The organism is Sphingobacterium sp. SGR-19 (genome assembly GCF_011043555.1).
Lineage (GTDB): Bacteria > Bacteroidota > Bacteroidia > Sphingobacteriales > Sphingobacteriaceae > Sphingobacterium.
This window is the reverse complement of record NZ_JAAKGS010000010.1, coordinates 90,938-112,786: the sequence shown is the minus strand read 5'-3', so window position 1 is coordinate 112,786 and position 21,849 is coordinate 90,938. Positions and strand designations below refer to the sequence as shown.

Sequence of the window (21,849 nt, the reverse complement as noted above, 5' to 3'; positions counted from 1 at the left end):
TGCGTTGATTTGCATTATTATTGTGTAAATTTGTAGTTAATTTTATGTTAATTTGCGGCTGCCGTTAGTTTTCTTTTTTTTATTTACGAATGAAATATAGGTCTTATAATTTAGTGAATACCTTCTGGTTATTAACTATTCAATTTCTCCTGTTGTTACTTTTATATGCCCTATTGCGTATAGGCTTTTACGTTTATAATAGCTCGTTATTTCCCAATGTGGCTACAGATGATTTTCTTTTGATGCTGTGGGGTGGGATAAAATTTGATGTGGTTGCTTTACTATATTTAAATATTCTCTATATTTTAATGCAGGCCATACCATTCGCATTCAAATATGCACGTCCTTATCAAAGAATAGCGCATTGGATCTTTATCGTTACCAATAGTTTCGGCGTTGCACTCAATGTGATTGATTATGCGTATTATCCGTTTACCTTAAAAAGAACAACAGGAACGGTATTCCGTCAATTTGCGAACGAAGAGAATCTTAGTAAATTGGCTTTTGATTTCGTGTGGGGATATTGGTGGCTGGTGTTGTTTTTTATTGTTTTGGTTTTTGTAGTGAGGGCCATAGCCCGTATAGTTATTATGTACCGTCCTCAGAAACTTTCTTTCCCATTTTATACAGCTCATACTGCGTTATTTCTATTAGTCGCTTTTCTATTTATCGGGGGAGTACGTGGGGGATGGGCACACAGCACCCGTCCGATCACATTGAGCAATGCGGGCGACTATGTACACAATCCCGAAGAAATGAATATTGTGCTAAATACGCCTTTTAGTATCTTAAAGACGCTAAAAGCTGTTCAGTTTAAAGAAGTTCATTTTTATACCGAAGAAGAACTGCAGAAAGTTTATCCTGTTATTCATCAACCCAATGATACCGCCGATTTTAAGAAAATGAATGTGGTGGTTTTGATTTTAGAGAGTTTTGCAAAAGAACATATCGGTGCATTGAATAAAGATATACAAGGAGGGAGTTACAAAGGATACACCCCTTTTTTGGATTCGTTGATTGGAGAATCCTATACGTTTTCCAGATCCTTTGCGAATGGTAGAAAATCCATTGATGCGTTGCCATCGGTTGTTACAGGCATCCCATCGATAGGTGAACCTTTTGTCTTATCTATATATTCTGGAAATAAAACGACGAGCATGGCGAAGCTGCTGGGTAATGAGGGATATGAAACGGCTTTTTTTCACGGAGCTCCCAATGGAAGTATGGGTTTTTCGGCGTATATGCAACTCGCCGGAATTCAACATTATTTTGGTAAGAACGAGTATAATAATGACAAGGATTTCGATGGGATATGGGGTATTTGGGATGAACCTTTCATGCAGTTTATGGCGAAAGAGCTGAACAATCTCCAACAGCCTTTTTTTGCTGGCTTTTTTTCTTTATCGTCTCACCACCCCTTTAAAGTACCTGTTCAATACGAAGGAAAATTTCCCAAAGGTCCTCTTCCGGTGCAAGAACCTGTGGGTTATACGGATTACGCTTTACGACAGTTTTTTAAGACAGCCTCAAAGATGGCCTGGTTTAACAATACGCTATTTGTTATTTGCGCCGACCATGCGACCGTAAGCCATTTGCCTGAATACAAGACATCTGCCAATAGCGTAGCTATTCCGATTATCTTCTATCAACCGAGCGATGATAATCTGCAGGGCGTTTCAGATAAATTGGTACAGCAAATCGATATTATGCCTACGGTAATGAATTATCTCGGGTATAATAAGCCCTATTTTTCTTTTGGTTTTGATGCTTTTTCCAGTGATAGAAATAATTTCTTAGTCAATAACATCAGTGGTACCTATTGTTTCTTTCAAGATGATTATTTTATGACGCACGATGGAGAACAGCCCCTTTCCTTATTCAACTTGCGAGAAGACCGCCTGGAGCAGCATGATCTGTTGTCAAAGAAGCCAGAAGTTGCGGATAGCTTGGAACGGAGCTTAAAAGCTTTTATCCAGCAATACAACAACCGTATGATCCATAACGATTTGATAGCGCCATAAAGAGATATTAAAACAATACTTTTCCGAACCGGTACCGTAAGGTAAATGCTTGTTGGTTACTGAGTTGATCCGGTGCGAAATGGAATGAGGCCGTAAACCTCCCTTCCAGACTTCCCTTTCTGAAAGGTGTCCAGCCCAAATCAAGACGGTTGTACGTATCCCGCTGATAAAAGGAATCGCCGTTGGGAAGATTTTGGGCATCACCAAGGTATAAGGCGTTGCCTATGAAAAACCGTTTATATCCGATGTAAATGTTGGAAATAAAACCTCTTGCTACACGGAGGTCATACTCGTTGCGTACACGGTCGAAGCCAATGGCCATACCAACATCTACAGTCAGCGAGTCCAAAAATGTCTTACGGCTTAAATCAGCACCCATACGCAGCATGACGATACCATTATCCTGTATATTATCTTCAAGCTCTTCATTGCTTGTTTTTGCGTTATGGTAGAGTAGAGCATCGTCGATTAGATAGAAGCTACCGAAAGTATATTTTCCCGAAAGACCAACTACAAAACGTTCCCGATGATGATAGCTTTGTTTACTCAGCCAATCGATATAGATCGCCTGTTTCATATATTGGTTGCGGAAAGCAAAATACATACCTTCTATATTCGGACGATCATACATAAATGTATCGGCTAATACGATTCTGGGCACGTCAGCCAATCGCTCATGGCGGGGCATGTGTCCTAATGCAAAATCAATATTTTTATTGCGAAAATTGTAGTAAGCAATAGGGGAGATACGCTTCTTATTTTCACTATGTATGCCGAAATCCTGATTGTAATGAAGTCCACCATAGATGCGGTGGTTACTGTCTAGCGCAAAATAAAGTTTAGGGGATAAAATGGCGTCAAAGAAAGTTTTATCTTCTGTATAGACTGATTTATATTCTCTATTATCAGCATATCCAAAGAAATCAACTTCTAAACCGATTTGTTGCTGTGCTTTGGATGTCGAGGTAACGCCGAAGCAAGTGACGGCAATAGCTAAAACGAGTATATATTCTTTCATGAGTAATAGTTGTCCATAGCAAAAGCGTGTTTTCAGAAAAAAGGTCGTCTCTCTATAGAAGAAGACGACCTTTTAGAGTGTATAGGTATCTATTTATACTTCTAATAATAACCTTGCTGGATCTTCCAGTAATTGCTTCACACGAACGAGAAAGCTAACGGATTCGCGGCCATCAATAGTTCGGTGATCATAAGATAACGCGATATACATCATTGGACGGATAACCACCTGCCCGTTTTCAGCTACTGGACGTTGCACGATATTATGCATGCCCAAAATAGCCGATTGAGGAGCGTTGATGATCGGTGTAGACATCATGGAACCAAACACACCACCGTTGGTGATGGTAAATGTTCCACCTGTCATTTCCTCAATAGTCAATTTGTTATCACGTGCTTTTGTTGCGAGATTAATAACTTCTTTTTCAATTTGATACAGGCTCATGGATTCCGCGTTGCGGATAACTGGAACCACCAAACCCTTCGGAGCAGATACGGCGATAGAAATATCAGCGAAATCTGAGTAGACGATTTCGTTTTCTTCGATGCGTGCATTCACCGCAGGCCATTCCTTCAACGCCATGGTTACAGCTTTCGTAAAGAATGACATGAAACCTAGACCAACACCATGTTTTTCTTTAAAGGCGTCTTTGTATTTCGCACGAAGATCCATGATAGGCTGCATGTTTACCTCGTTAAAAGTAGTTAACATCGCCGTTTCATTCTTCACGCTTACCAAACGTTTCGCGATTGTTTTACGGAGCGACGTCATCTTTTCCCGACGTTCGTTGCGTGAGCCCGCAGCAGCAACAGGAGTAGATGCAGCTGGAGCAGCGGCAGGTTTGCTTTCTGCTTTAGGAGCTGCAGGTTTTGCTTGTGCTTTCTCTGCGTCCTCTTTGGTAATACGACCATCTTTGCCGGTGCCTTTGATGGTCGACGGGTCGATTCCTTTTTCTCTTAATATTTTCGCCGCAGCCGGAGATGCTGTTCCCGCAGCATAAGAATCTGAGCTTTCAGTTTCCTCTTTTGCCGGCGCAGTTGTCTCTTCTTTTGCAGCAGGAGCCTCTTCTTGTTTATCTGTACCTCCAGCCGGAGCATCCCCATCTTCGATGGTACATACGACCGCACCAATTTCTAAAGTGTCACCCTCCTGTGCAATAATTTTAAGGATCCCTGCCTTTTCTGCAGGTAATTCAAAAGTCGCTTTGTCGGATTCCAATTCAGCGATGTTTTCGTCCATTTCAACGTAATCGCCATCTTGTTTTAGCCATTGTGCCAAGGTCACTTCTGTGATCGATTCTCCTACGGCAGGTACTTTGATTTCTAAGCTCATATTGTTTTTCTCTATTATATCAACAAGGATAATTGTTGATATGTTTTATATTTCGAATGCTTTATTAATTATCTCTGCTTGTTGTGCCAAATGACGTTTCATATATCCCGTAGCAGGCGATCCGCTTTCCGGGCGTGCTATAACGCGCAGGTTCAGCGATGAACCACTAAGTTTACGACAGTAGAAAGGCCATGCCCCCATGTTTTCATTCTCTTCCTGTACCCATACGAACTCTGCTTTCGCATATTTCTTGCGAAGTGCTTCCAGTTGATCGTATGCAATAGGGAATAGTTGCTCTACACGTACCAGCGCGACATCTTTACGCTTATCAGCTTCTTGTTTCTCGACCAGATCGTAATAAATCTTGCCCGAACATAACACGACACGCTTAACAGATTTTGCTGTTACATTTGTATCGTCCAGTATCTCTTGGAAACCCTTTTGCGTAAAATCAGCAAGGGAAGAAACCGCTTTAGGATGACGTAAAAGGCTCTTCGGCGTTGCTACGACCAAGGGTTTACGGAACTCTCGGTGAAGCTGGCGGCGTAGTATATGGAAGAAGTTGGCCGGTGTAGTACAATTCGCCACGATAATATTGTCATTCGCACTCAATTCCAGATAACGTTCTATACGGCATGAAGAGTGCTCTGGCCCTTGTCCTTCCATCCCATGAGGAAGGAGCATAACAAGCCCGTTGGAGCGTTTCCATTTTGTTTCTCCCGAGGAGATATATTGGTCAAATACGATTTGTGCACCGTTGGCGAAGTCACCAAATTGAGCTTCCCAAATCGTCAATGAATTGGGATTAACCGACGCATAGCCATATTCAAATGCTAATACCGCGTATTCTGAAAGCAGCGAATTGTAGATACTAAACTTATCCCCCCCTTTTAATTTGCTAAGTGGGGTGTACGTTTCGTCCGAATCCTCCAATGTAACTACCGCGTGGCGGTGCGAGAATGTACCGCGTTGCACATCTTGTCCGGAGATACGGACACGATAATCTTCGTTCAATAAGGTGGCGTAAGCCATTAGCTCACCCATTGCCCAATCGTATTTGTCCGTTTCGATCATTTTTAATCGATCCTCATATACTTTGGTAATCTTTCGGAAGAATTTCTTGCCCTTTGGTAGGGTATTCATTTCCTTTGCCAGTTCTAAGAACAACGTTTTAGTAACTTTAGTGATTACGGGTTTGCCAATATCCGATTGTTTCGCCGGACGAAGACCTTTCCATGCCCCTGCAAACATCGGACGTTCATCACTGATCTCCTCTACCGTTTTCGCCGCATCTAAACGATCCTGTAAAATCGCACGGAAATCTTTTTCTAGCGTTTTTGCGTACGCAGCATCGATAGAACCTTGTTTAATCAATTTGTCCACGTATATTGCCAAGGTGTTCGGATGCTTTTCAATGAGTTTATATAGTGAAGGTTGTGTGAACTTCGGTTCATCTGCTTCGTTATGTCCATATCTTCTATAGCCTAACAAATCGATAAACACATCCGTTTTATATTTCTGACGATACTCTACTGCCAAATTAATCGCATATACTAATGCTTCTACGTCATCCCCATTGACATGGAAAACAGGAGATAATGTTACTTTTGCGATGTCTGTACAGTAGGTAGAAGACCGTCCATCTTTATAGTTTGTCGTGAAACCAACCTGGTTGTTAATCACGATATGGATGGTGCCGCCAGTTTTATACCCATCCAATTTTGACATCTGTATGGTTTCAAATACAATGCCCTGTGCAGCTACGGCTGCATCGCCATGAATAAGGATCGGCGCAATTTTAGAAGAATCGCCGGCATATTTCATGTCAATTTTGGAACGAACCATACCTTCTGCCACACCATCTACGGTTTCCAGATGTGATGGATTTGGTGCGAGGCTAAGGTGAATATTTTTGCCTTCTTGGCTGGTAATATCAGAAGAAAAACCTAAGTGGTATTTCACGTCGCCACCAAACTGCGTTTCTGGGTCAGCTTCATACATTTTTCCTTCAAATTCAGAAAATATAGTTTTATAGGCTTTGCCCATAATATTGGACAACACATTCAGACGGCCGCGGTGTGCCATGCCAATAACAAATTCTTCTATTCCGAGAGAGGATCCTTTTTGAATAACAGAGTCCAGTGCTGGAATCAAAGATTCTCCACCTTCTAACGAAAATCTCTTTTGTCCCAAAAACTTAGTGCCCAAAAAGCTCTCGAAAATGACGGCTTCATTTAACTTCTTTAAAATACGCTTTTTGGTTTCTATCGGGAAGTTGGGTATATTTCTATCCGCTTCCATCCGGTCTTGCAAAAACTTGATTTTTTCGGGATGGCGAATATAACGAAACTCTGCGCCAATAGAACGACAGTAGGTCTCCTCGATAAATTGACGGATATCACGGAGTTTTGCAGGACCGAGACCAATTTCTACACCGGCATTGAAAACCGTATCCATATCCGAATCAGATAACCCAAACGTTTCCAGCTCCTTGCCAGGGAAATACTTGCGGCGCTCACGAACAGGATTGGTTTCGGTGAACAAGTGTCCACGGTCACGATAACCGTGAATCATGTTTAATACTTTGATTTCTTTAATCGTGTGTTCGGGAGTTTGTTCGGCAGTAGTTTCTCCTCCATAGGTTTGTCCGAAATCGAATCCTTCAAAAAACTTTTGCCAGCTGGCGTCTATTGAACTTGGGTCTTCCTTGTATGCTTGATATAACGAGTCAATATATCCTGAATCCGCGTTACTCAAATATGTTAATTTATCCATGAGGAAATCTTACGTATAAAAATTTTGTCCAAAGTTAATAATTATTACATATTATATCACGGATAAATGTAATAAAAAACAAGTTTGAAAAGCAGGTATCCGCCAGTAACCAGGCAAGTTATCGTTTCATTTTTTATTACGGTAGTTTTTCTTCAGTAACTCTTCCCAGGATATTTTTAAATTGTCTTTTTGACTCGTGCCGGAGCCGGCAAAGTGAAGCCAATAACCGTACGTCGTTGCAGGCGCATAGTCTAATAAATATTCTTCAAAAAAACTTGCTCCGGTTAAATGGTCGACATGCCACTCTTGCAGCATATAGGCAGCCAAGATTTCCCTGTACTCATAAGGTAGGTTTCCTGTCGTCTGCAGTTCTCGGATAAGTTCACGGATAGCAGGGGGATAGTTGCCATCTGCTATGCGTTCTTTTAAAGTAATTCCGGAAGTCACTCTTGTACTTTTTTTCGAATCGCTTGGTTTAAAAAAAATATTTGGATATTTTTTTAACATAAATCGGAAATAATCCCGCCATAAAAGGCGAGTTAATAATCGGTCATATTTCTTCTTATTTGAAGGAAGGTAATGCGCTTTAATTTTATGGTAGTAAAAAGCCGGTGAAATTGCTCCAGTTGCAATATAAGGGGATATGAGGTTATAGTCGTTTATATTATTGTAATCTGTCGCGAGTGTAATTTCAATCATTTCCAGCGCTTTTTCCTCTCCTCCGTGTAAAGGAACTCCCACGTCGTCCAACGATGCTATGACTTCTGATGAAAAGCCTAATGCTTCCAATGTGGGGATGTGCGTTGTTTCCAGATGTGGATGAGTCGTGATACGGGTGACGGCCGGCAGGACAGGCCGTACGAAGCTCTCTTTTTCTACTTTTTTCTTGAACGAATTGAAAGGGTCAGGAATGTCTCTAATAGGGATGGGCAAATCTTCCTTATGATAGAGCGTATGCCCAATAAAATGCTTTAAATTAATTTTTTCTTTCCAAAGTGCCTCTTCCACACGTTCTGATATGCTCGTTTCTCGCTGGGCAACCTCCCGGTGATGATACACTTCAGTTACTTCGTATTTGGCACAAAGCGTACCTATGATGTCTTCAGGTTGTGCATGAAAAACCAACAAGTCAGCACCCATTTCTTGTAGAGTCACCTTGAAATGGGCAACAGAGTCCAAAAGAAACTTAGCTCGGATAACACCCGTATTCTGAAAACCTGAATCGTTTGTTCTGAAATAGCGTGGATCAAAAAAATAAACGGGTATGACAATATCACCCTTTTGTACGGCCTCATGTAAAATTTCATTATCATGAACACGCAGATCATTCCTAAACCATACTAAAATTACCTTTTTTGTCATACAAGAAAATGCAAAGCGGAAATGTTAACGATTGACACAAATATAGGGTAAAATACGATGCCATTTAGGTGTATGAGGTCTTTTTACAAAGGGGAGACAAATAAAGTCGCAAAAAAGTAGAACTCATTTTTTGTAACAAATGGAATTTGCTGCGAACATTCATAGTTCTATTGTGTTATGAAATCAGATAATTATATAACTGAATTTTTTATGGATATATTGATAAGCGGACTCAATAATTACGTAGGGCGGCGATGTACCAGCCTGATGGCCGATGAGGACTTTCGCTTGTTCGCTATCACGAGAAATAGAAAGCTGTTCGAAGAGCGTATGGCTGACCCGATACGTGCCAGGATATTTGAGATAGATTTGTTGAAGGGTGATGCCGACGGTAATATTGGACTCCCGTACCTAGATGCATCTTATTACTTTACCCAAGTTCCTGCATTGGATGACATGGTCAATGTAAGAGTGGAATTGTTGTGCTTGCGTAATTTTATCCGCTTGATAAAACGTCTAAATTGTGATAGGCTGGTTTATGTGGCTCGAATAATGGACAAACGGTGTTTACAACCCATCCTAGACTTGTTAGAAGAATTTAATATGGATTATACGGTGGTTTTGAAAAATATCGTCGTGGGTGAAGATTGCTTAATCTATGATATTTATAAGCAGGTGTCTGGTTATAAGATGGTGTTTTATTCCAGACAATATGGTGGCGGGCGATTCCAGCCTATCGGGATACATGATTTTATACGGTGGTTAAAGGCGATTTTGGATGTTCCTGCCTTTCACCACAATGTGCTGGAAATAGGAGGAGGGGATGTAATTTCGACTGTTGATTTTTATCGTCTTTACCGTAGGTTAAAATTGAAACTGAAATCACAATGGATGATATCCTTGCCGAATTGGTTGTTTAGATTGATATATCAACGAAAGATCAGCGACAATACGGAGGCAGCAGAATTTTTACGGCTTATACAGGTTGATGGAGTCGTTGATAACAGTTGGCGAGCCAATTTGCCTTTTACATTTACCCCATTGAAAGAAATTCTTTTGGCAGAGTAATATTCCTTAACCATTGCCTGTTTTCGGGTTATTCTGTTATTTTTGTTGTTCACTATATTGAGCATGGAATGGGATACAACAGTTTAGCAGCATGTGTCGCTGATTTGGAGCAACACGGGCATTTGGTGCGCATCAAAGAAGAGGTCGACCCATATTTAGAAATGGCAGCTATCCACATGCGGGTATTTGATGCAGAAGGACCGGCACTTTTTTTCGAAAATATTAAAGGTTCTGAGTTTCCTGCTGTCTCCAACCTCTTTGGGACATTGGATCGTTCTAAATTTATGTTTCGTGATACTTTAGACCACGTGAAAAAATTAGTCGACGTGAAGATGAACCCCATGTCCGTATTGAAAAATCCTTTTTCTTACATTGGCTCATCTATGGTTGCACTTGGTGCACTTCCATGGAAGAAGAAAAGCGGAGCCCCTATTTTGTACGGGCAGACGCAAATTTCTGCATTACCGCAAGTGATCAATTGGCCGATGGATGGTGGCGCGTTTGTGACGATGCCTCAGGTTTATACTGAAGATGTTTCGCGTCCGGGTATTATGCAAGCTAATCTAGGAATGTATCGCATACAGTTATCTGGAAACGAATATATACCCGATAAAGAAATTGGTCTTCACTATCAACTACACCGCGGGATCGGCGTACATCAAACGAGAGCAAATCAGCTTGGTATGCCCTTAAAGGTCAGTGTTTTTGTTGGAGGGCCGCCTTCGCATCCGCTCTCGGCAGTGATGCCGTTGCCCGAAGGTCTCTCGGAGATGATTTTTGCGGGAGCATTGGGTAACCGACGGTTTCGTTATTTTTATGACGATGAGGGATTTTGTATTTCGGCAGATGCAGATTTCGTTATCACCGGCACGGTATACCCCAATGAAAACAAGCCTGAGGGCCCGTTCGGTGATCATATAGGCTATTATAGCTTGACACACCCATTTCCTTTAATGAAAGTGCATAAAGTTTATCATCGTCAAAATCCCATCTGGTCATTTACGGTCGTCGGAAGACCACCGCAGGAAGATACAAGTTTTGGTGCGCTGATTCATGAAATCACAGGCAACGCTATTCCGCAACAAATAAATGGTTTGCACGCTGTCCATGCAGTTGATCCGGCAGGTGTGCACCCATTGCTGTTTGCGATAGGAAGCGAACGGTATACACCTTATCAAACCGTGGAACGCCCGCAAGAGGTCTTGACGATTGCCAATCAGATATTGGGAACGAACCAGCTTAGTTTAGCGAAATATCTTTTCATTGGCGCTCATGAAGATAACCCGCAGTTGGATATTCATGATATCCCGAGATTTTTTATGCATATTTTAGAGCGCATTGACCTAACTCGCGATTTGCACTTTCTAACGAATACGACCATGGATACGTTAGATTATTCCGGTGATGGACTGAACGCCGGTTCAAAGGTCACGTTTGCAGCGGTAGGAAGGAAAAAACGAGAGCTGTGTAAAGAAATGCCGACGTCCTTAAATCTTCCTGGTCCATTTAATCAGGCTAAAATGCCGCTACCGGGTGTTATTGTGCTGGACGGACAGTCTTTTACCACATATACTGACGAGGAAGGAACTATTAGTGCATGGTGCAAAGAAGCGCAATCCCAGGATTGGAACGGTATCCAATTGATTGTATTGGCAGACGATGCAGCTTTTACGGCAGATACGATTAATAATTTCGTTTGGGTAACCTTTACCCGCAGCAATCCTGCTTATGATATCTATGGCATAGATAGTTTTACCTCCTTTAAACATTGGGGGTGCAAGGGACCTCTCATTATCGACGCGCGTAGCAAACCTCACCACGCCCCGGATTTAATCAAAGACGATGCCGTGGAACGGAGGGTCGATCGTTTGGGTGCAAAAGGTGGTTCTTTACATGGAGTTATTTAATGAAGTCTTTGTTTTTATGATATTTTGATAAGCAAACTGTTGTTTTTTTGTTTTATTTTCAATAAAAATCAAATAATATTATGAATTTAATTTTTTAATATGTTTCTTTGTGTCATTATGCAAATGAAAGCTAGTAAACAGTATTAAAATTTAAATTTATGTGTGGAATTGTCGGTGCTTTTAAATTAAAGCCATTCTCCTCAGAGAAGTTAAGGCCGCAGGTATTGGAAATGTCAAAACGTATTCGTCACCGCGGACCAGATTGGTCGGGCATCTTTACCAGCGAGAAAGCTATTTTGGCGCATGAGCGTCTAGCTATCGTGGATCCTATATCGGGAAGTCAGCCGTTATTCAGTCCGGATGGAAACGTTGTTCTTGCCGTGAATGGTGAAATCTATAATCATCAACAACTTCGAAATACACTACCTAATTACGAATTTACCACACAGTCGGATTCGGAAGTTATTTTGGCATTATATCTGGCGAAAGGTGCTTCGTTTATAGAGGACTTGAATGGTATATTTGGCTTTGCGTTATACGATGCGCGCGATAACTCTTTTTTGATTGCGCGTGATCATATGGGTATCATCCCCTTATATTATGGTAAAGACGAAAGTGGACAGCTTTTCGTTGCTTCCGAATTAAAATCGTTGGAAGGCTTCTGTGTAGAGATAGCACAATTTCCTCCGGGACATTACCTGTACAGTAAGGAGGGAAGCGAACCCAAGAAGTGGTACGTGCGTGATTGGGAGTCTTACGATGCCGTGAAAGATAACGAAACGGATGTGGCAAAATTGCGTCAAGCACTAGAAGAAGCGGTACAACGCCAGTTAATGTCAGACGTTCCCTATGGCGTATTACTATCTGGCGGGCTGGATTCTTCTGTTATCGCTGCCATCACAAAGAAATTTGCTTCTACACGTATCGAAACCGGTGGGAAAGAAGCCGCTTGGTATCCGCAATTGCATTCTTTTGCAGTAGGATTAAAAGGTGCACCTGATTTGATTGCGGCAAAGAAGGCCGCTGACCATATCGGTACGATCCATCATGAAATTAATTTTACGATTCAAGAAGGTTTGGATGCTATCCGTGACGTGATTTACCATCTAGAAACTTATGATGTAACGACCGTACGCGCATCAACACCGATGTATCTTTTGTCACGTGTGATCAAATCTATGGGTATCAAAATGGTATTGTCTGGTGAAGGCTCGGATGAATTATTTGGTGGATATCTCTACTTTCATAAAGCGCCTAATGCGCAGGAATTTCACGAAGAGACCGTTCGCAAATTAGGAAAACTATACCTGTATGATTGTCTTCGAGCGAACAAATCGTTGGCAGCATGGGGTGTTGAGGGGCGTGTACCTTTTCTGGATAAGGAATTTATGGATGTCGCTATGACGATCAATCCGGCAGATAAGATGATTAAAGACGGAAGGATGGAAAAGTGGGTAGTGAGAAAAGCATTTGAAGACTATCTACCGGAAAGCATAGCCTGGCGACAAAAGGAGCAGTTTTCTGACGGTGTAGGATACAGCTGGATAGATACACTAAAAGAGTTGGCAGAAAACAAGGTTTCGGATGTTGAATTTGAGACAGCAGTAACTCGTTTTCCGGTCAACACACCTAAGAATAAAGAAGAATTTTTATATCGATCCATTTTTGAATCCCATTTTCCTTCGGAAGCTGCGGCTAAAACGGTGCCGTCTGTGAAGTCTGTTGCTTGTAGCACACCAGAGGCGCTAGCTTGGGATGCTTCTTTCCAGAACATGAACGATCCATCGGGTAGGGCAGTTGCCCATGTGCATAACGATAGTTATGAAAAAACAGCTCACACAGCCGTTTAACATTATTTATGGATCTTTTATAAGTAAAGGCACTGCATGCAGCGCCTTTACTTATAGGGGCCTAATCCAGATATTACGGAAATTCACTAAATCGCCGTGGTCCTGCAATATAACAGGCCCCGCACCATGTGCTTGCATTTTTGGTAAACCTATATATTCTGTAGTGCCCTCGATTTGAGTATTGTTCTGTATCAATACGCCGTTATGTAACACCGTAACACTACCTTTGCTGATCACCATGCCATCTTTATTAAATCGCGGTGCTTTATAAACGATGTCGTAACGGTGCCATTTGTCTTCTGCGGCCCTTACTTCTACTAGCGGAGGCCTTTGTTTGTAGATGCTTCCGGCCTGGCCGTTGACGTAGGTTGGATTGTTATCGTTATCCAATATCTGTACTTCATATAGACCTTGAAGGAATATGCCGCTATTTCCACGTCCTTGGCCTTTGCCTTTTATCGTTTCCGGACTTTTCCATTCCACATGAAGTTGGAAATCCTCAAATACTTGTTTGGTCTGGATGTCACCTGTCTTCGGTTTAACAGTGAGTATGCCGTTTGCCACCGTCCAGGCAGCCGGTTGTCTGGGTTCGTTGCGACTTACCCATTGTTCAAGGTTTGTCCCGTCGAAGAGAACGATCGCATCGCTGGGCATTTGGTTTTTAAGCGTGATAATAGGAGGCTTCGGGGAATAAAATTCTGTGTCTTCCGGTTTGAATTTTGTCTGCGCCATACTGCTTATAGATAATGCCAAAAATAATAATGTGCTTCCCAATTGAGTCTTCATTTGAATAATGTTTTTTGTTGCTTTTGGTTACAGCAATAATATGTATTAATTTCTACATTTACATCTCGGTTTTATTTTTTTATATGTTTGTATATGGGATCAGTCATACAAGAAGTAGCATTACATAAGGTGCGTTTTTTTTCACCTATTGGTTATTATGAAGAAGAACGTATTCTGGGAAATGAATTTTTTGTGGATGTGTCTGTCTATTTTCCTTTCCGTAATCCCGATGCGGAAGAATTAACGAATACCGTTAATTACGAAGAACTTTACCACCTCACGTGTGCGGTCATGAAAAAAGAGCGGAAACTACTTGAGTCTGCAGCAGAAGAGCTGCTTTCCGGTATACAGGCGCGTTATAGTTTTCTCGATGAAGTACGGGTTTCTATTCGTAAAACAACGCCACCATTTGGACACGATGAAGTGCAAACAGTCGTTTCGCTACATTATAGAACATAAAAAACAATTTTAATGACATTTTGTCTTTATTAATTAGTGTGGTGTGACATAATGTCTTATATTTTGGGTTTTGTTATTTCGGTACAAACTTTGATTAATATCAAGCGTAACAAACAAAGAAAAATTAAAAAATTAGGAGGACATAAAATGGCATTAATCAAATTTCCGAACAGAACCGTCAATTCAGATGTAGTTAACCCTTATGTTAACAGTTTTTTTGACAATATTTTTAACGATTCGTTTATTTCGGATCGTTTGGTGACCCGCGTTCCCGCGGTGAATATTGCGGAAACCGATAAGGCTTTCAAAATTGAGTTGGCAGCCCCCGGACTACAAAAATCAGATTTCAAGATCAACGTAGATAAAAATCTGATTACCATTTCTGCGGAGAAAAAAGAAGAAACAGAAGTGGAAGAAAAATTGTACAGTAAAAAAGAGTTCAATTATACATCTTTTACACGCTCTTTTTCACTGCCGGAGTCTGTAAACTACAATGACATCGAAGCAGAATATGTAGATGGTGTACTGCAAGTAACAGTTGGTAAGAAAGAAGATGCTATTGTGGCAAAAAGACTTATCGAAGTAAAATAATTGTAAGTAGTGTGGTGTTGTTTTAAGGTGAGAAGAAAGCCCCTGCAGATTTTTGCAGGGGCTTTTGTTTTTTAATAAAAAGTAGTTTCTTTTTTTTACCTTTGCCTTATCCTGAAACTTGCGTGAGCTACGCTTCAAAAAAAGGGAGCCGAAAATGAAATCAGCTCATGTGCGCTTCTTGACCTTTTAAAACGATGTTCTAATGAAAATAACTTCTCTATATAGGATATTAATTGTACGCGACAGAATAGCGTAAACGCTAGGTATCCACAGTGCCTAGATATCCATTAAATAAGCCATTTCGCGCTTATTTTATTCATATATACATTTTATTGTTTGGTTACAAAACGTTCGAAAGATTACGTTTTACATAGAAAAGTTTATGCACGAAAAAGAGAATTGGAAAAAGAAATTCCTCATTATATGGATTGGGCAGTTTATATCATTGATTACGAGCTCAGCCGTGAATTTCGCGATTATTATATGGTTAAGTATTGAACATGGATCTGCCGAGGTGCTCGCGTATGGTGCTATCGCAGGAATGTTACCTGCTGCGGTTATTGGTCCGTTTGCTGGGATATATATTGACCGGTGGAACCGAAAGAAAACCATGATGTTTGCCGATGGCTTCGTAGCGCTGTGCACATTGGTGATGTCGATTAGTTTTTATCTTGGGTACGAAAGTCTTATTCTAATATATGCTATGCTCGCGCTGCGTTCGGTAGGATCGGCCTTCCATATGCCCGCTATGCAAGCGTCCATTCCGATGATTGCACCCGAGAGCGAGTTGTTACGCATCGCTGGTATTAACCAGATGATACAGTCAATTTCTGCAATAGCAGGTCCTGCTTTGGGAGCACTGGCGATCACATTGTTGTCTATTGGTAATGTTTTGTTGCTGGATATTGTTGGTGCCGTGGTAGCTATCACCGCACTGCTATTTGTCTATATTCCCAACCCTGACATACCCGAAAAGGCAAAAGCCAGCTTCGCACAAGCTTGGAACGATCTAAAATTAGGCTTTAGGGCTATTTTAGATAACAGAGGATTAACATGGCTGTTTATTTATACTTCGGTTGGTACCTTTTGTATTATGCCTGTAGCTGTTTTGTTTCCATTGTTAACCTTACAATACTTTGGTGGAGGCAAATGGGAAATGAGTATAGTAGAAATGGTGTGGGGAATTGGTATGCTGGTAGGCGGGGCGCTATTGGGAATTTTTAAACCCACCATACGAAAAGTAGTGATGATTAATATAATGAACATCGTACTTGGTCTAACGCTGTCTTTATCCGGTATTATCCCGCCCAACACCTTTTGGATCTTGGTCGGTTTAACGACTATTGGTGGCGTGGCGGCAACAATCTATAACGCAAGCTTCATGACGGTATTGCAAGAAGAGGTACGCCCGGAAGTTATGGGACGTGTTTTCTCTCTCTATTTCAGTATGGCTATTATTCCTACTGTCATTGGTTTACTTGGAACCGGATGGGCGGCAGATTTCTTCGGGGTGAATAATATCTTCATCGTGCTCGGCGGAATTATAGCCCTCATTGGTGTTTTATCATTTTTTAACCGCTTTATTATGGGTTTAGGGAAAAAATAGCTAATCCAAATTTTGCCGAAAAGACTTACAGATCGATATGGATTTTAAACAAGAGCTTTATATCTTTGATACATATTTGTTCTTCAGTGTAAAAAGATTACCGTTCAGCTCATGATAACATACAACACGGCAGCTTTACTCTTTCCGGCTATCAGCTTAATTATGTTGGCATATACAAATCGGTTTCTTGCCTTGGCTGCTTTAGTGCGAAGCCTGCATGCCAAATATCTTGAGCATAATAAAAAAGGTGTGTTGCAAGGTCAGATTGGAAATCTTCGTTACCGGCTTAAATTATTACGACATATGCAAGGCATGGGCGTATTAAGCTTTATAAGCTGCATTTTGTGTATGTATGGTATCTACCTAGACAATGTATTGGTGGCTGAGATCGCTTTTGCAATGAGTCTTTTGTTTTTCACCGTGTCATTAGGTATTTCTTTTGTAGAAATTCAATTGAGCAACAAAGCCCTAGAACTCGAATTGAGTGATATGGATTCCGGAAAGAAAGCCGATAGAAATCAAGGAGAATAAGCACTTAATATCAACATTATACGCCAGGATTTAAATCCGTTAATGACGTAGGTTCCTCGCCGGATCCTTTTTTTATAACGCTAAATGTGCCGTTTATCTCCATAATTACTGCACGGACTTCGCTCAGCTGTTCCAAGCGGTAGCTTCGGATCTCCGCGAGTACTTCTTCCTTAGTGATTCTTTCCTTTTCTAAGGCTTCTTTAATGAATTCCCCATTATAAAAAAGGATAGTAGGGGTGGAGTTAATCTTTTTTTCGATTGTTTGCGAGCGTTGTGCCAAATAAGCTATCAGATATTGTAAAGATACTATGATCAATACAGCAACCGTGCCATCTAGTACAGGGACGTTGTTAAGCAACATAGACGATAACGTTGAACCGAGTGTTATGGTGACTACAAAGTCAAATGCATTCATTTTAGCCAATGTTCTTTTCCCCATAATTCGGATAACCGCCAAAATTGCAAAATACGACACAACGGTTGCAATAATGATTCTTAATAGGTTTTTGCCGTCGCTAAAAAACACGTCTTCCATATCAATTATTTTTAGTTAGGATGATTGTGTACTGTTTTCGTCTAAATCTGCACCTTGCATTATAATACCTGTTTGAGCAGGGATATGCACGACGCCATCAGTCAACACCGTTGGACAAACGGCGCCCCATCTGTTGTCGGCTGTATCCAAGACTTTTTCCCACGTTTTATCTTCTGGAATGGCAAAGTGTTGTGCCGACGATGAAAAGTTGAGCATACCAATAAGCGTTTCTCCTGCGTGCTCAAAATGTAGGATCAGTATGCCTTTCTGCGGATCGCAACTTACACGAAGATCTTCCCTTTTTAGATTCCGAAGTACCGTATGGGACTTTCGTAAGGTAATTAGATCTTGATAATAGTGCAACATACGTTGATGCAACGGCTTATCTTTTTCGTCCCAATCCAGCACACTGTCATCGAAGGTTTTTACATCCTGCGGGTCGGGAACTTCTCCATCGCCGTGAAAATCAGTAAATTCTTCGCTGCGCCCTTTCCGGACAGCCGCGATCAAATCGGGGTCACTATGGCTTACAAAATAAAGAAAAGGCTTTTTTGAAGCCCATTCTTCGCCCATAAACAACAACGGAATAAATGGAGATACCATAACCGCCATAGCCATCAAACGCTGTAAATCCGGCGTGAACAAAATACTGCTGCGTTCACCGAGCATGCGGTTACCGACCTGATCATGATTCTGTGAAAAAGCAACGAATTTGTCTCCGGGAATACCTTCAGCACTGCTGCCAAAAAACTTTTGACGATGCGTAGAATATTGTCCTGTAAACACATAAGCCTGTTCATAAGCTTTTGCTAAATCTGCTACACCATTAAATTCTTTGAAGTATCCTTTTTTTTCTTCACCAGCAGCGACACGCAAGGCGTGATGGAACTCATCAAGCCATTGTGCATCCATAGCAAAGCCATTCTGCCCCAATGGTTCTAAGAAACGTTTATCGTTGAGATCACATTCCGCTATCAGATAATGTGTCCGTCCGGTTTCACGCATTAAAACATCGGTCGTACGTCTGATATCCTGAAGTATATGAGAGGGACTGAAATCTTTTATCGCGTGGACGGCATCCAAACGAAGTGCATCGATATGAAAATCCTCGAACCACATCCGGGCATTTTCACAGACGAAATCACGTATCCCGTGATTCCAAGAATCATCGTAATTTACAGCTTTTCCCCAAGGTGTATGGTATTTTTCCGTAAGATATGGGCCATATTTCTCTAGGTAATTGCCTTCCGGACCAAAATGGTTATATACAACGTCTAGAATTACGGCGATCTCCTCTCGATGGCAAGCGTCTACCAGCCGCTGCAAACCCCGGGCGCCTCCATACGAGTGTTGTACAGCAAATAAAAAGGTTCCGTCATATCCCCAATTTCTTTCGCCGGGGAATTGCGCAACCGGCATAATTTCTATAGCCGTTATACCTAAGTTTTTAAGATAAGGCAAGCGTTCGACGACGCCATTAAAATCGTGCGTTGGCGAAAATGTACCTATATGAAGTTCGTAAATAATGAAATCACGTAAAGACGGACATTGATAATTTTGATCGGTCCAATCGAACCGGAGATCAACAACAGCCGATGGTTCATGTACGCCTTCCGGTTGGGAGCGGGACGCGGGATCGGGAAATGCTTCCCCGTCGACAATAAAATGATACTGCTGTTCAGCTGCTATGCGCGTGCTTTCCGCATACCAATAGCCATGAACTTGCGGTGTCAAAAGGATATCTACATCAGGTTGATAGGTACGGCATATCACGTTTCTGGCTTTTGGTGCCCAAACTCTTATTTGTACTTTATCGTCTACAATTGTTACACCCAGCGGTGCTATTCTTTTACTGTCCATATGCTCGTATTGCGATTCAATCGTGAAAAGTTAGGTCGACATGAGAACGATGATGGAACGTTCCGGTACAGTGATAGAAGTATCAGCGGCATAGGTGTTATGCGTATCGACAGTTTCTAGGTTGGTGTCTATAACCGCTGCCCACTCTTTACCGTATTTTGCGCCCGGCAGTTTATAATTTACATCTTCCCAATAAGCATTAAACATGACATAAAAACTGTTGTCTACGATTTTAGATCCGTCGTCGGTCAGGGAACGTATGCCATTTCCGTTTAAGTAAACAGCTAACGATCGGGCAAAGTCATTCTGCCAATGTTCTTCTTCCATCTCGCGTCCCTCAGGATTAAACCAGGCTATATCTTCCAGGCCTATGCCTTTTATAGGAATCCCTTGGAACCATTTTCGTCTGCAGAACGTCGGATGTTCTTTCCGGAAAGCAATCAATTGGCTGGTAAAATTCATCAGGTTTTCATCCCTATCTTCCCAATCGAGCCATGATATATCATTGTCTTGGCAGTACGCATTGTTATTTCCTTGTTGCGAGCGCCCCAATTCGTCACCCGCCACAAGCATCGGGACGCCCTGTGAAAGGAGCAACGTCGTCAGGAGATTTCTTTTCTGTTTTGTACGTAGGCTGTTAATTTCTTGATCTTCAGTGGGTCCTTCAGCACCGCAATTCCACGAACGATTATGACTATCACCGTCTTTGTTGTACTCACCATTTGCTTCATTATGCTTCTCGTTATAGGAAACAAGATCATGCAAGGTGAAGCCGTCGTGTGCTGTGATGAAGTTGATACTGGCGGTGGGCCTCCGATTATCATCCTGGTAGAGATCAGATGATCCCATTAACCTATCTGCAAACTCACCGAGCATACTATCTGCGCCCCGCCAATAATCTCGCATACAATCACGGTATTTCCCATTCCATTCCGCCCAACCAGGGGGGAATTCGCCCACTTGGTAGCCGCCTTCGCCGATATCCCACGGCTCGGCAATCAGTTTTACCTGCGAAATAATCGGATCTTGGTGAATGACGTCAAAGAATGAACTCAGTTTGTTTACGTCGTAAAGCTCACGAGCGAGGGCAGAAGCGAGGTCAAATCGAAAGCCGTCAATATGCATCTCTTGAATCCAGTAGCGCAAGCTATCCATAATTAAACGGAGAACATTTGGCAGTCGTGCGTTAAGCGTATTTCCCGTACCCGTAAAGTCCATATAATAGCGCGGGTCCTCGGTTAGACGATAGTAGGAGGCATTATCAATGCCGCGGAAGGAAAGTGTCGGTCCCATCTCGTTGCCTTCGCCCGTATGGTTATACACCACATCTAATATGACCTCTATTCCGGCGCGATGGAGTTCTTTTACCATATTTTTGAACTCAACAACCTGTTCACCTTGGCTGCCGGTAGATCCGTAGCGAATATCCGGAGCGAAGAACCCGATAGTATTATAGCCCCAATAGTTTGTTAATCCTTTTTCTTCAAGATGTCTGTCGGTAATAAAATGATGTATGGGCAGAAGTTCTATTGCGGTTACGCCAAGCGATTGGAGGTAAGAAATGGTTACAGGATGAGCCAACGCAGCGTAAGTGCCTCTTACCTCTTCCGGTATTTCCGGGTGTCGCGCCGTAAAGCCCTTCACATGCGCCTCGTAAATAATACTACGGTGCATCGGGATTCGCAGCGGTTTATCTCCTTCCCAGTCAAATGATCCGTCGATCACGACGCCTTTAGGAACATAGGCCGCACTATCTTTTTTACTAAAGCTTAAATCCGCGTCCGGGTGCCCCACGTCATAACCAAATAAGGCGTCGTCCCAGCGTAACGTACCTGCTATCGCTTTGGCGTATGGGTCGATTAGAAGCTTGTTCGGATTAAAGCGATGTCCTTTTGCAGGTTCGTAAGGACCATGCACCCGATATCCATATAGCTGCCCGGGGCCGATGTCAGGAATATAGACATGCCATATCTGATGCGTCCGTTCTTTGATGGTGATTTTCAAAGACTCCGTTTTGTCTGTTTCATTTTCGAAAAGACAGAGTTCCACGCCTTCTGCATTTTCAGCATGAATTGCAAAGTTCACACCGCTGCCATCATAGGTGGCACCTAACGGGTAGGGTGACCCGACAAGTATTTTTGTGTCCAT

Annotated in this window: 16 protein-coding genes; 8 read left to right on the top strand and 8 right to left on the bottom strand. The window is 41.9% G+C overall.

Annotation, left to right across the window (positions count from 1 at the left end; translation table 11 throughout):
- Positions 1-89: 89 nt before the first annotated feature.
- Entirely contained in the window at positions 90-2,021 is a 1,932-nt protein-coding gene (locus G5B43_RS16905; protein ID WP_165295982.1) for an LTA synthase family protein, read from the top strand.
- A gap of 7 nt (positions 2,022-2,028) precedes the next feature.
- On the opposite strand, the gene G5B43_RS16900 is transcribed toward G5B43_RS16905, so the two are convergent.
- The 4 genes from G5B43_RS16900 to G5B43_RS16885 all read right to left on the bottom strand — a co-directional run bounded on the left by G5B43_RS16900 (position 2,029) and on the right by G5B43_RS16885 (position 8,508).
- Positions 2,029-3,039, bottom strand: coding sequence for a hypothetical protein (locus tag G5B43_RS16900; protein WP_165295981.1), 1,011 nt, complete (start codon positions 3,037-3,039; stop codon positions 2,029-2,031).
- A gap of 93 nt (positions 3,040-3,132) precedes the next feature.
- On the bottom strand, positions 3,133-4,371 hold the full coding sequence (odhB, locus tag G5B43_RS16895; RefSeq protein WP_165295980.1) for a 2-oxoglutarate dehydrogenase complex dihydrolipoyllysine-residue succinyltransferase: 1,239 nt from the start codon (positions 4,369-4,371) through the stop codon (positions 3,133-3,135).
- Between the two features lie 45 nt (positions 4,372-4,416).
- Positions 4,417-7,146 (bottom strand): 2-oxoglutarate dehydrogenase E1 component, encoded by a 2,730-nt coding sequence (locus G5B43_RS16890; protein WP_165295979.1) that lies wholly within the window; start codon positions 7,144-7,146, stop codon positions 4,417-4,419.
- Between the two features lie 126 nt (positions 7,147-7,272).
- Positions 7,273-8,508, bottom strand: coding sequence for a deoxyribodipyrimidine photo-lyase (locus G5B43_RS16885; RefSeq protein WP_165295978.1), 1,236 nt, complete (start codon positions 8,506-8,508; stop codon positions 7,273-7,275).
- Between the two features lie 210 nt (positions 8,509-8,718).
- Between G5B43_RS16885 and G5B43_RS16880 the strand changes: the two genes are divergently transcribed.
- The 3 genes from G5B43_RS16880 to asnB all read left to right on the top strand — a co-directional run bounded on the left by G5B43_RS16880 (position 8,719) and on the right by asnB (position 13,333).
- Entirely contained in the window at positions 8,719-9,576 is an 858-nt protein-coding gene (locus G5B43_RS16880) for a hypothetical protein (protein WP_165295977.1), read from the top strand.
- A 68-nt stretch (positions 9,577-9,644) separates the two neighbouring features.
- On the top strand, positions 9,645-11,483 hold the full coding sequence (locus G5B43_RS16875; RefSeq protein WP_165295976.1) for a UbiD family decarboxylase: 1,839 nt from the start codon (positions 9,645-9,647) through the stop codon (positions 11,481-11,483).
- Positions 11,484-11,641: 158 nt separating this feature from the next.
- The gene (gene asnB, locus G5B43_RS16870; RefSeq protein ID WP_165295975.1) at positions 11,642-13,333 is read left to right on the top strand and encodes an asparagine synthase B; all 1,692 of its coding nucleotides are present in this window, start codon (positions 11,642-11,644) and stop codon (positions 13,331-13,333) included.
- Between the two features lie 51 nt (positions 13,334-13,384).
- Here the strand turns inward: asnB and G5B43_RS16865 are convergent, their stop codons facing one another.
- Positions 13,385-14,119, bottom strand: coding sequence for a DUF1080 domain-containing protein (locus G5B43_RS16865; RefSeq protein WP_165295974.1), 735 nt, complete (start codon positions 14,117-14,119; stop codon positions 13,385-13,387).
- 93 nt (positions 14,120-14,212) lie between these two features.
- Between G5B43_RS16865 and G5B43_RS16860 the strand changes: the two genes are divergently transcribed.
- The 4 genes from G5B43_RS16860 (at position 14,213) to G5B43_RS16845 (ending at position 17,306) form a co-directional block, all read left to right on the top strand.
- Positions 14,213-14,578 carry a dihydroneopterin aldolase gene (locus tag G5B43_RS16860; protein WP_165295973.1) on the top strand — a complete coding sequence of 122 codons (366 nt, stop codon included), beginning with the start codon at positions 14,213-14,215 and terminating at the stop codon, positions 14,576-14,578.
- Positions 14,579-14,725: 147 nt separating this feature from the next.
- Entirely contained in the window at positions 14,726-15,169 is a 444-nt protein-coding gene (locus G5B43_RS16855) for an Hsp20/alpha crystallin family protein (RefSeq protein WP_165295972.1), read from the top strand.
- Positions 15,170-15,551: 382 nt separating this feature from the next.
- A complete protein-coding gene (locus G5B43_RS16850) occupies positions 15,552-16,775 on the top strand; it encodes an MFS transporter (protein WP_165295971.1) in 1,224 nt (407 codons plus the stop codon).
- Positions 16,776-16,886: 111 nt separating this feature from the next.
- Positions 16,887-17,306, top strand: coding sequence for a DUF2721 domain-containing protein (locus G5B43_RS16845; RefSeq protein WP_165295970.1), 420 nt, complete (start codon positions 16,887-16,889; stop codon positions 17,304-17,306).
- A gap of 16 nt (positions 17,307-17,322) precedes the next feature.
- Here G5B43_RS16845 and G5B43_RS16840 read toward each other — a convergent pair whose 3' ends face one another.
- Genes G5B43_RS16840 through glgX form a run of 3 tightly spaced genes read right to left on the bottom strand, consistent with a single transcriptional unit; the run spans position 17,323 to position 21,849 of the window.
- Positions 17,323-17,841 (bottom strand): DUF421 domain-containing protein, encoded by a 519-nt coding sequence (locus G5B43_RS16840; protein ID WP_165295969.1) that lies wholly within the window; start codon positions 17,839-17,841, stop codon positions 17,323-17,325.
- Between the two features lie 15 nt (positions 17,842-17,856).
- The gene (gene treZ, locus G5B43_RS16835) at positions 17,857-19,701 is read right to left on the bottom strand and encodes a malto-oligosyltrehalose trehalohydrolase (protein ID WP_165295968.1); all 1,845 of its coding nucleotides are present in this window, start codon (positions 19,699-19,701) and stop codon (positions 17,857-17,859) included.
- Positions 19,702-19,731: 30 nt separating this feature from the next.
- A complete protein-coding gene (glgX, locus tag G5B43_RS16830) occupies positions 19,732-21,849 on the bottom strand; it encodes a glycogen debranching protein GlgX (RefSeq protein WP_165295967.1) in 2,118 nt (705 codons plus the stop codon).

Bases quoted from the DNA above. Each gene is read 5' to 3' on its own strand.
- G5B43_RS16905 (WP_165295982.1), top strand. From the start codon at position 90: ATGAAATATAGGTCTTATAATTTAGTGAATACCTTCTGGTTATTAACT.
- G5B43_RS16900 (WP_165295981.1), bottom strand. From the start codon at position 3,039: ATGAAAGAATATATACTCGTTTTAGCTATTGCCGTCACTTGCTTCGGC.
- odhB (WP_165295980.1), bottom strand. From the start codon at position 4,371: ATGAGCTTAGAAATCAAAGTACCTGCCGTAGGAGAATCGATCACAGAA.
- G5B43_RS16890 (WP_165295979.1), bottom strand. From the start codon at position 7,146: ATGGATAAATTAACATATTTGAGTAACGCGGATTCAGGATATATTGAC.
- G5B43_RS16885 (WP_165295978.1), bottom strand. From the start codon at position 8,508: ATGACAAAAAAGGTAATTTTAGTATGGTTTAGGAATGATCTGCGTGTT.
- G5B43_RS16880 (WP_165295977.1), top strand. From the start codon at position 8,719: ATGGATATATTGATAAGCGGACTCAATAATTACGTAGGGCGGCGATGT.
- G5B43_RS16875 (WP_165295976.1), top strand. From the start codon at position 9,645: ATGGGATACAACAGTTTAGCAGCATGTGTCGCTGATTTGGAGCAACAC.
- asnB (WP_165295975.1), top strand. From the start codon at position 11,642: ATGTGTGGAATTGTCGGTGCTTTTAAATTAAAGCCATTCTCCTCAGAG.
- G5B43_RS16865 (WP_165295974.1), bottom strand. From the start codon at position 14,119: ATGAAGACTCAATTGGGAAGCACATTATTATTTTTGGCATTATCTATA.
- G5B43_RS16860 (WP_165295973.1), top strand. From the start codon at position 14,213: ATGGGATCAGTCATACAAGAAGTAGCATTACATAAGGTGCGTTTTTTT.
- G5B43_RS16855 (WP_165295972.1), top strand. From the start codon at position 14,726: ATGGCATTAATCAAATTTCCGAACAGAACCGTCAATTCAGATGTAGTT.
- G5B43_RS16850 (WP_165295971.1), top strand. From the start codon at position 15,552: ATGCACGAAAAAGAGAATTGGAAAAAGAAATTCCTCATTATATGGATT.
- G5B43_RS16845 (WP_165295970.1), top strand. From the start codon at position 16,887: ATGATAACATACAACACGGCAGCTTTACTCTTTCCGGCTATCAGCTTA.
- G5B43_RS16840 (WP_165295969.1), bottom strand. From the start codon at position 17,841: ATGGAAGACGTGTTTTTTAGCGACGGCAAAAACCTATTAAGAATCATT.
- treZ (WP_165295968.1), bottom strand. From the start codon at position 19,701: ATGGACAGTAAAAGAATAGCACCGCTGGGTGTAACAATTGTAGACGAT.
- glgX (WP_165295967.1), bottom strand. From the start codon at position 21,849: ATGGACACAAAAATACTTGTCGGGTCACCCTACCCGTTAGGTGCCACC.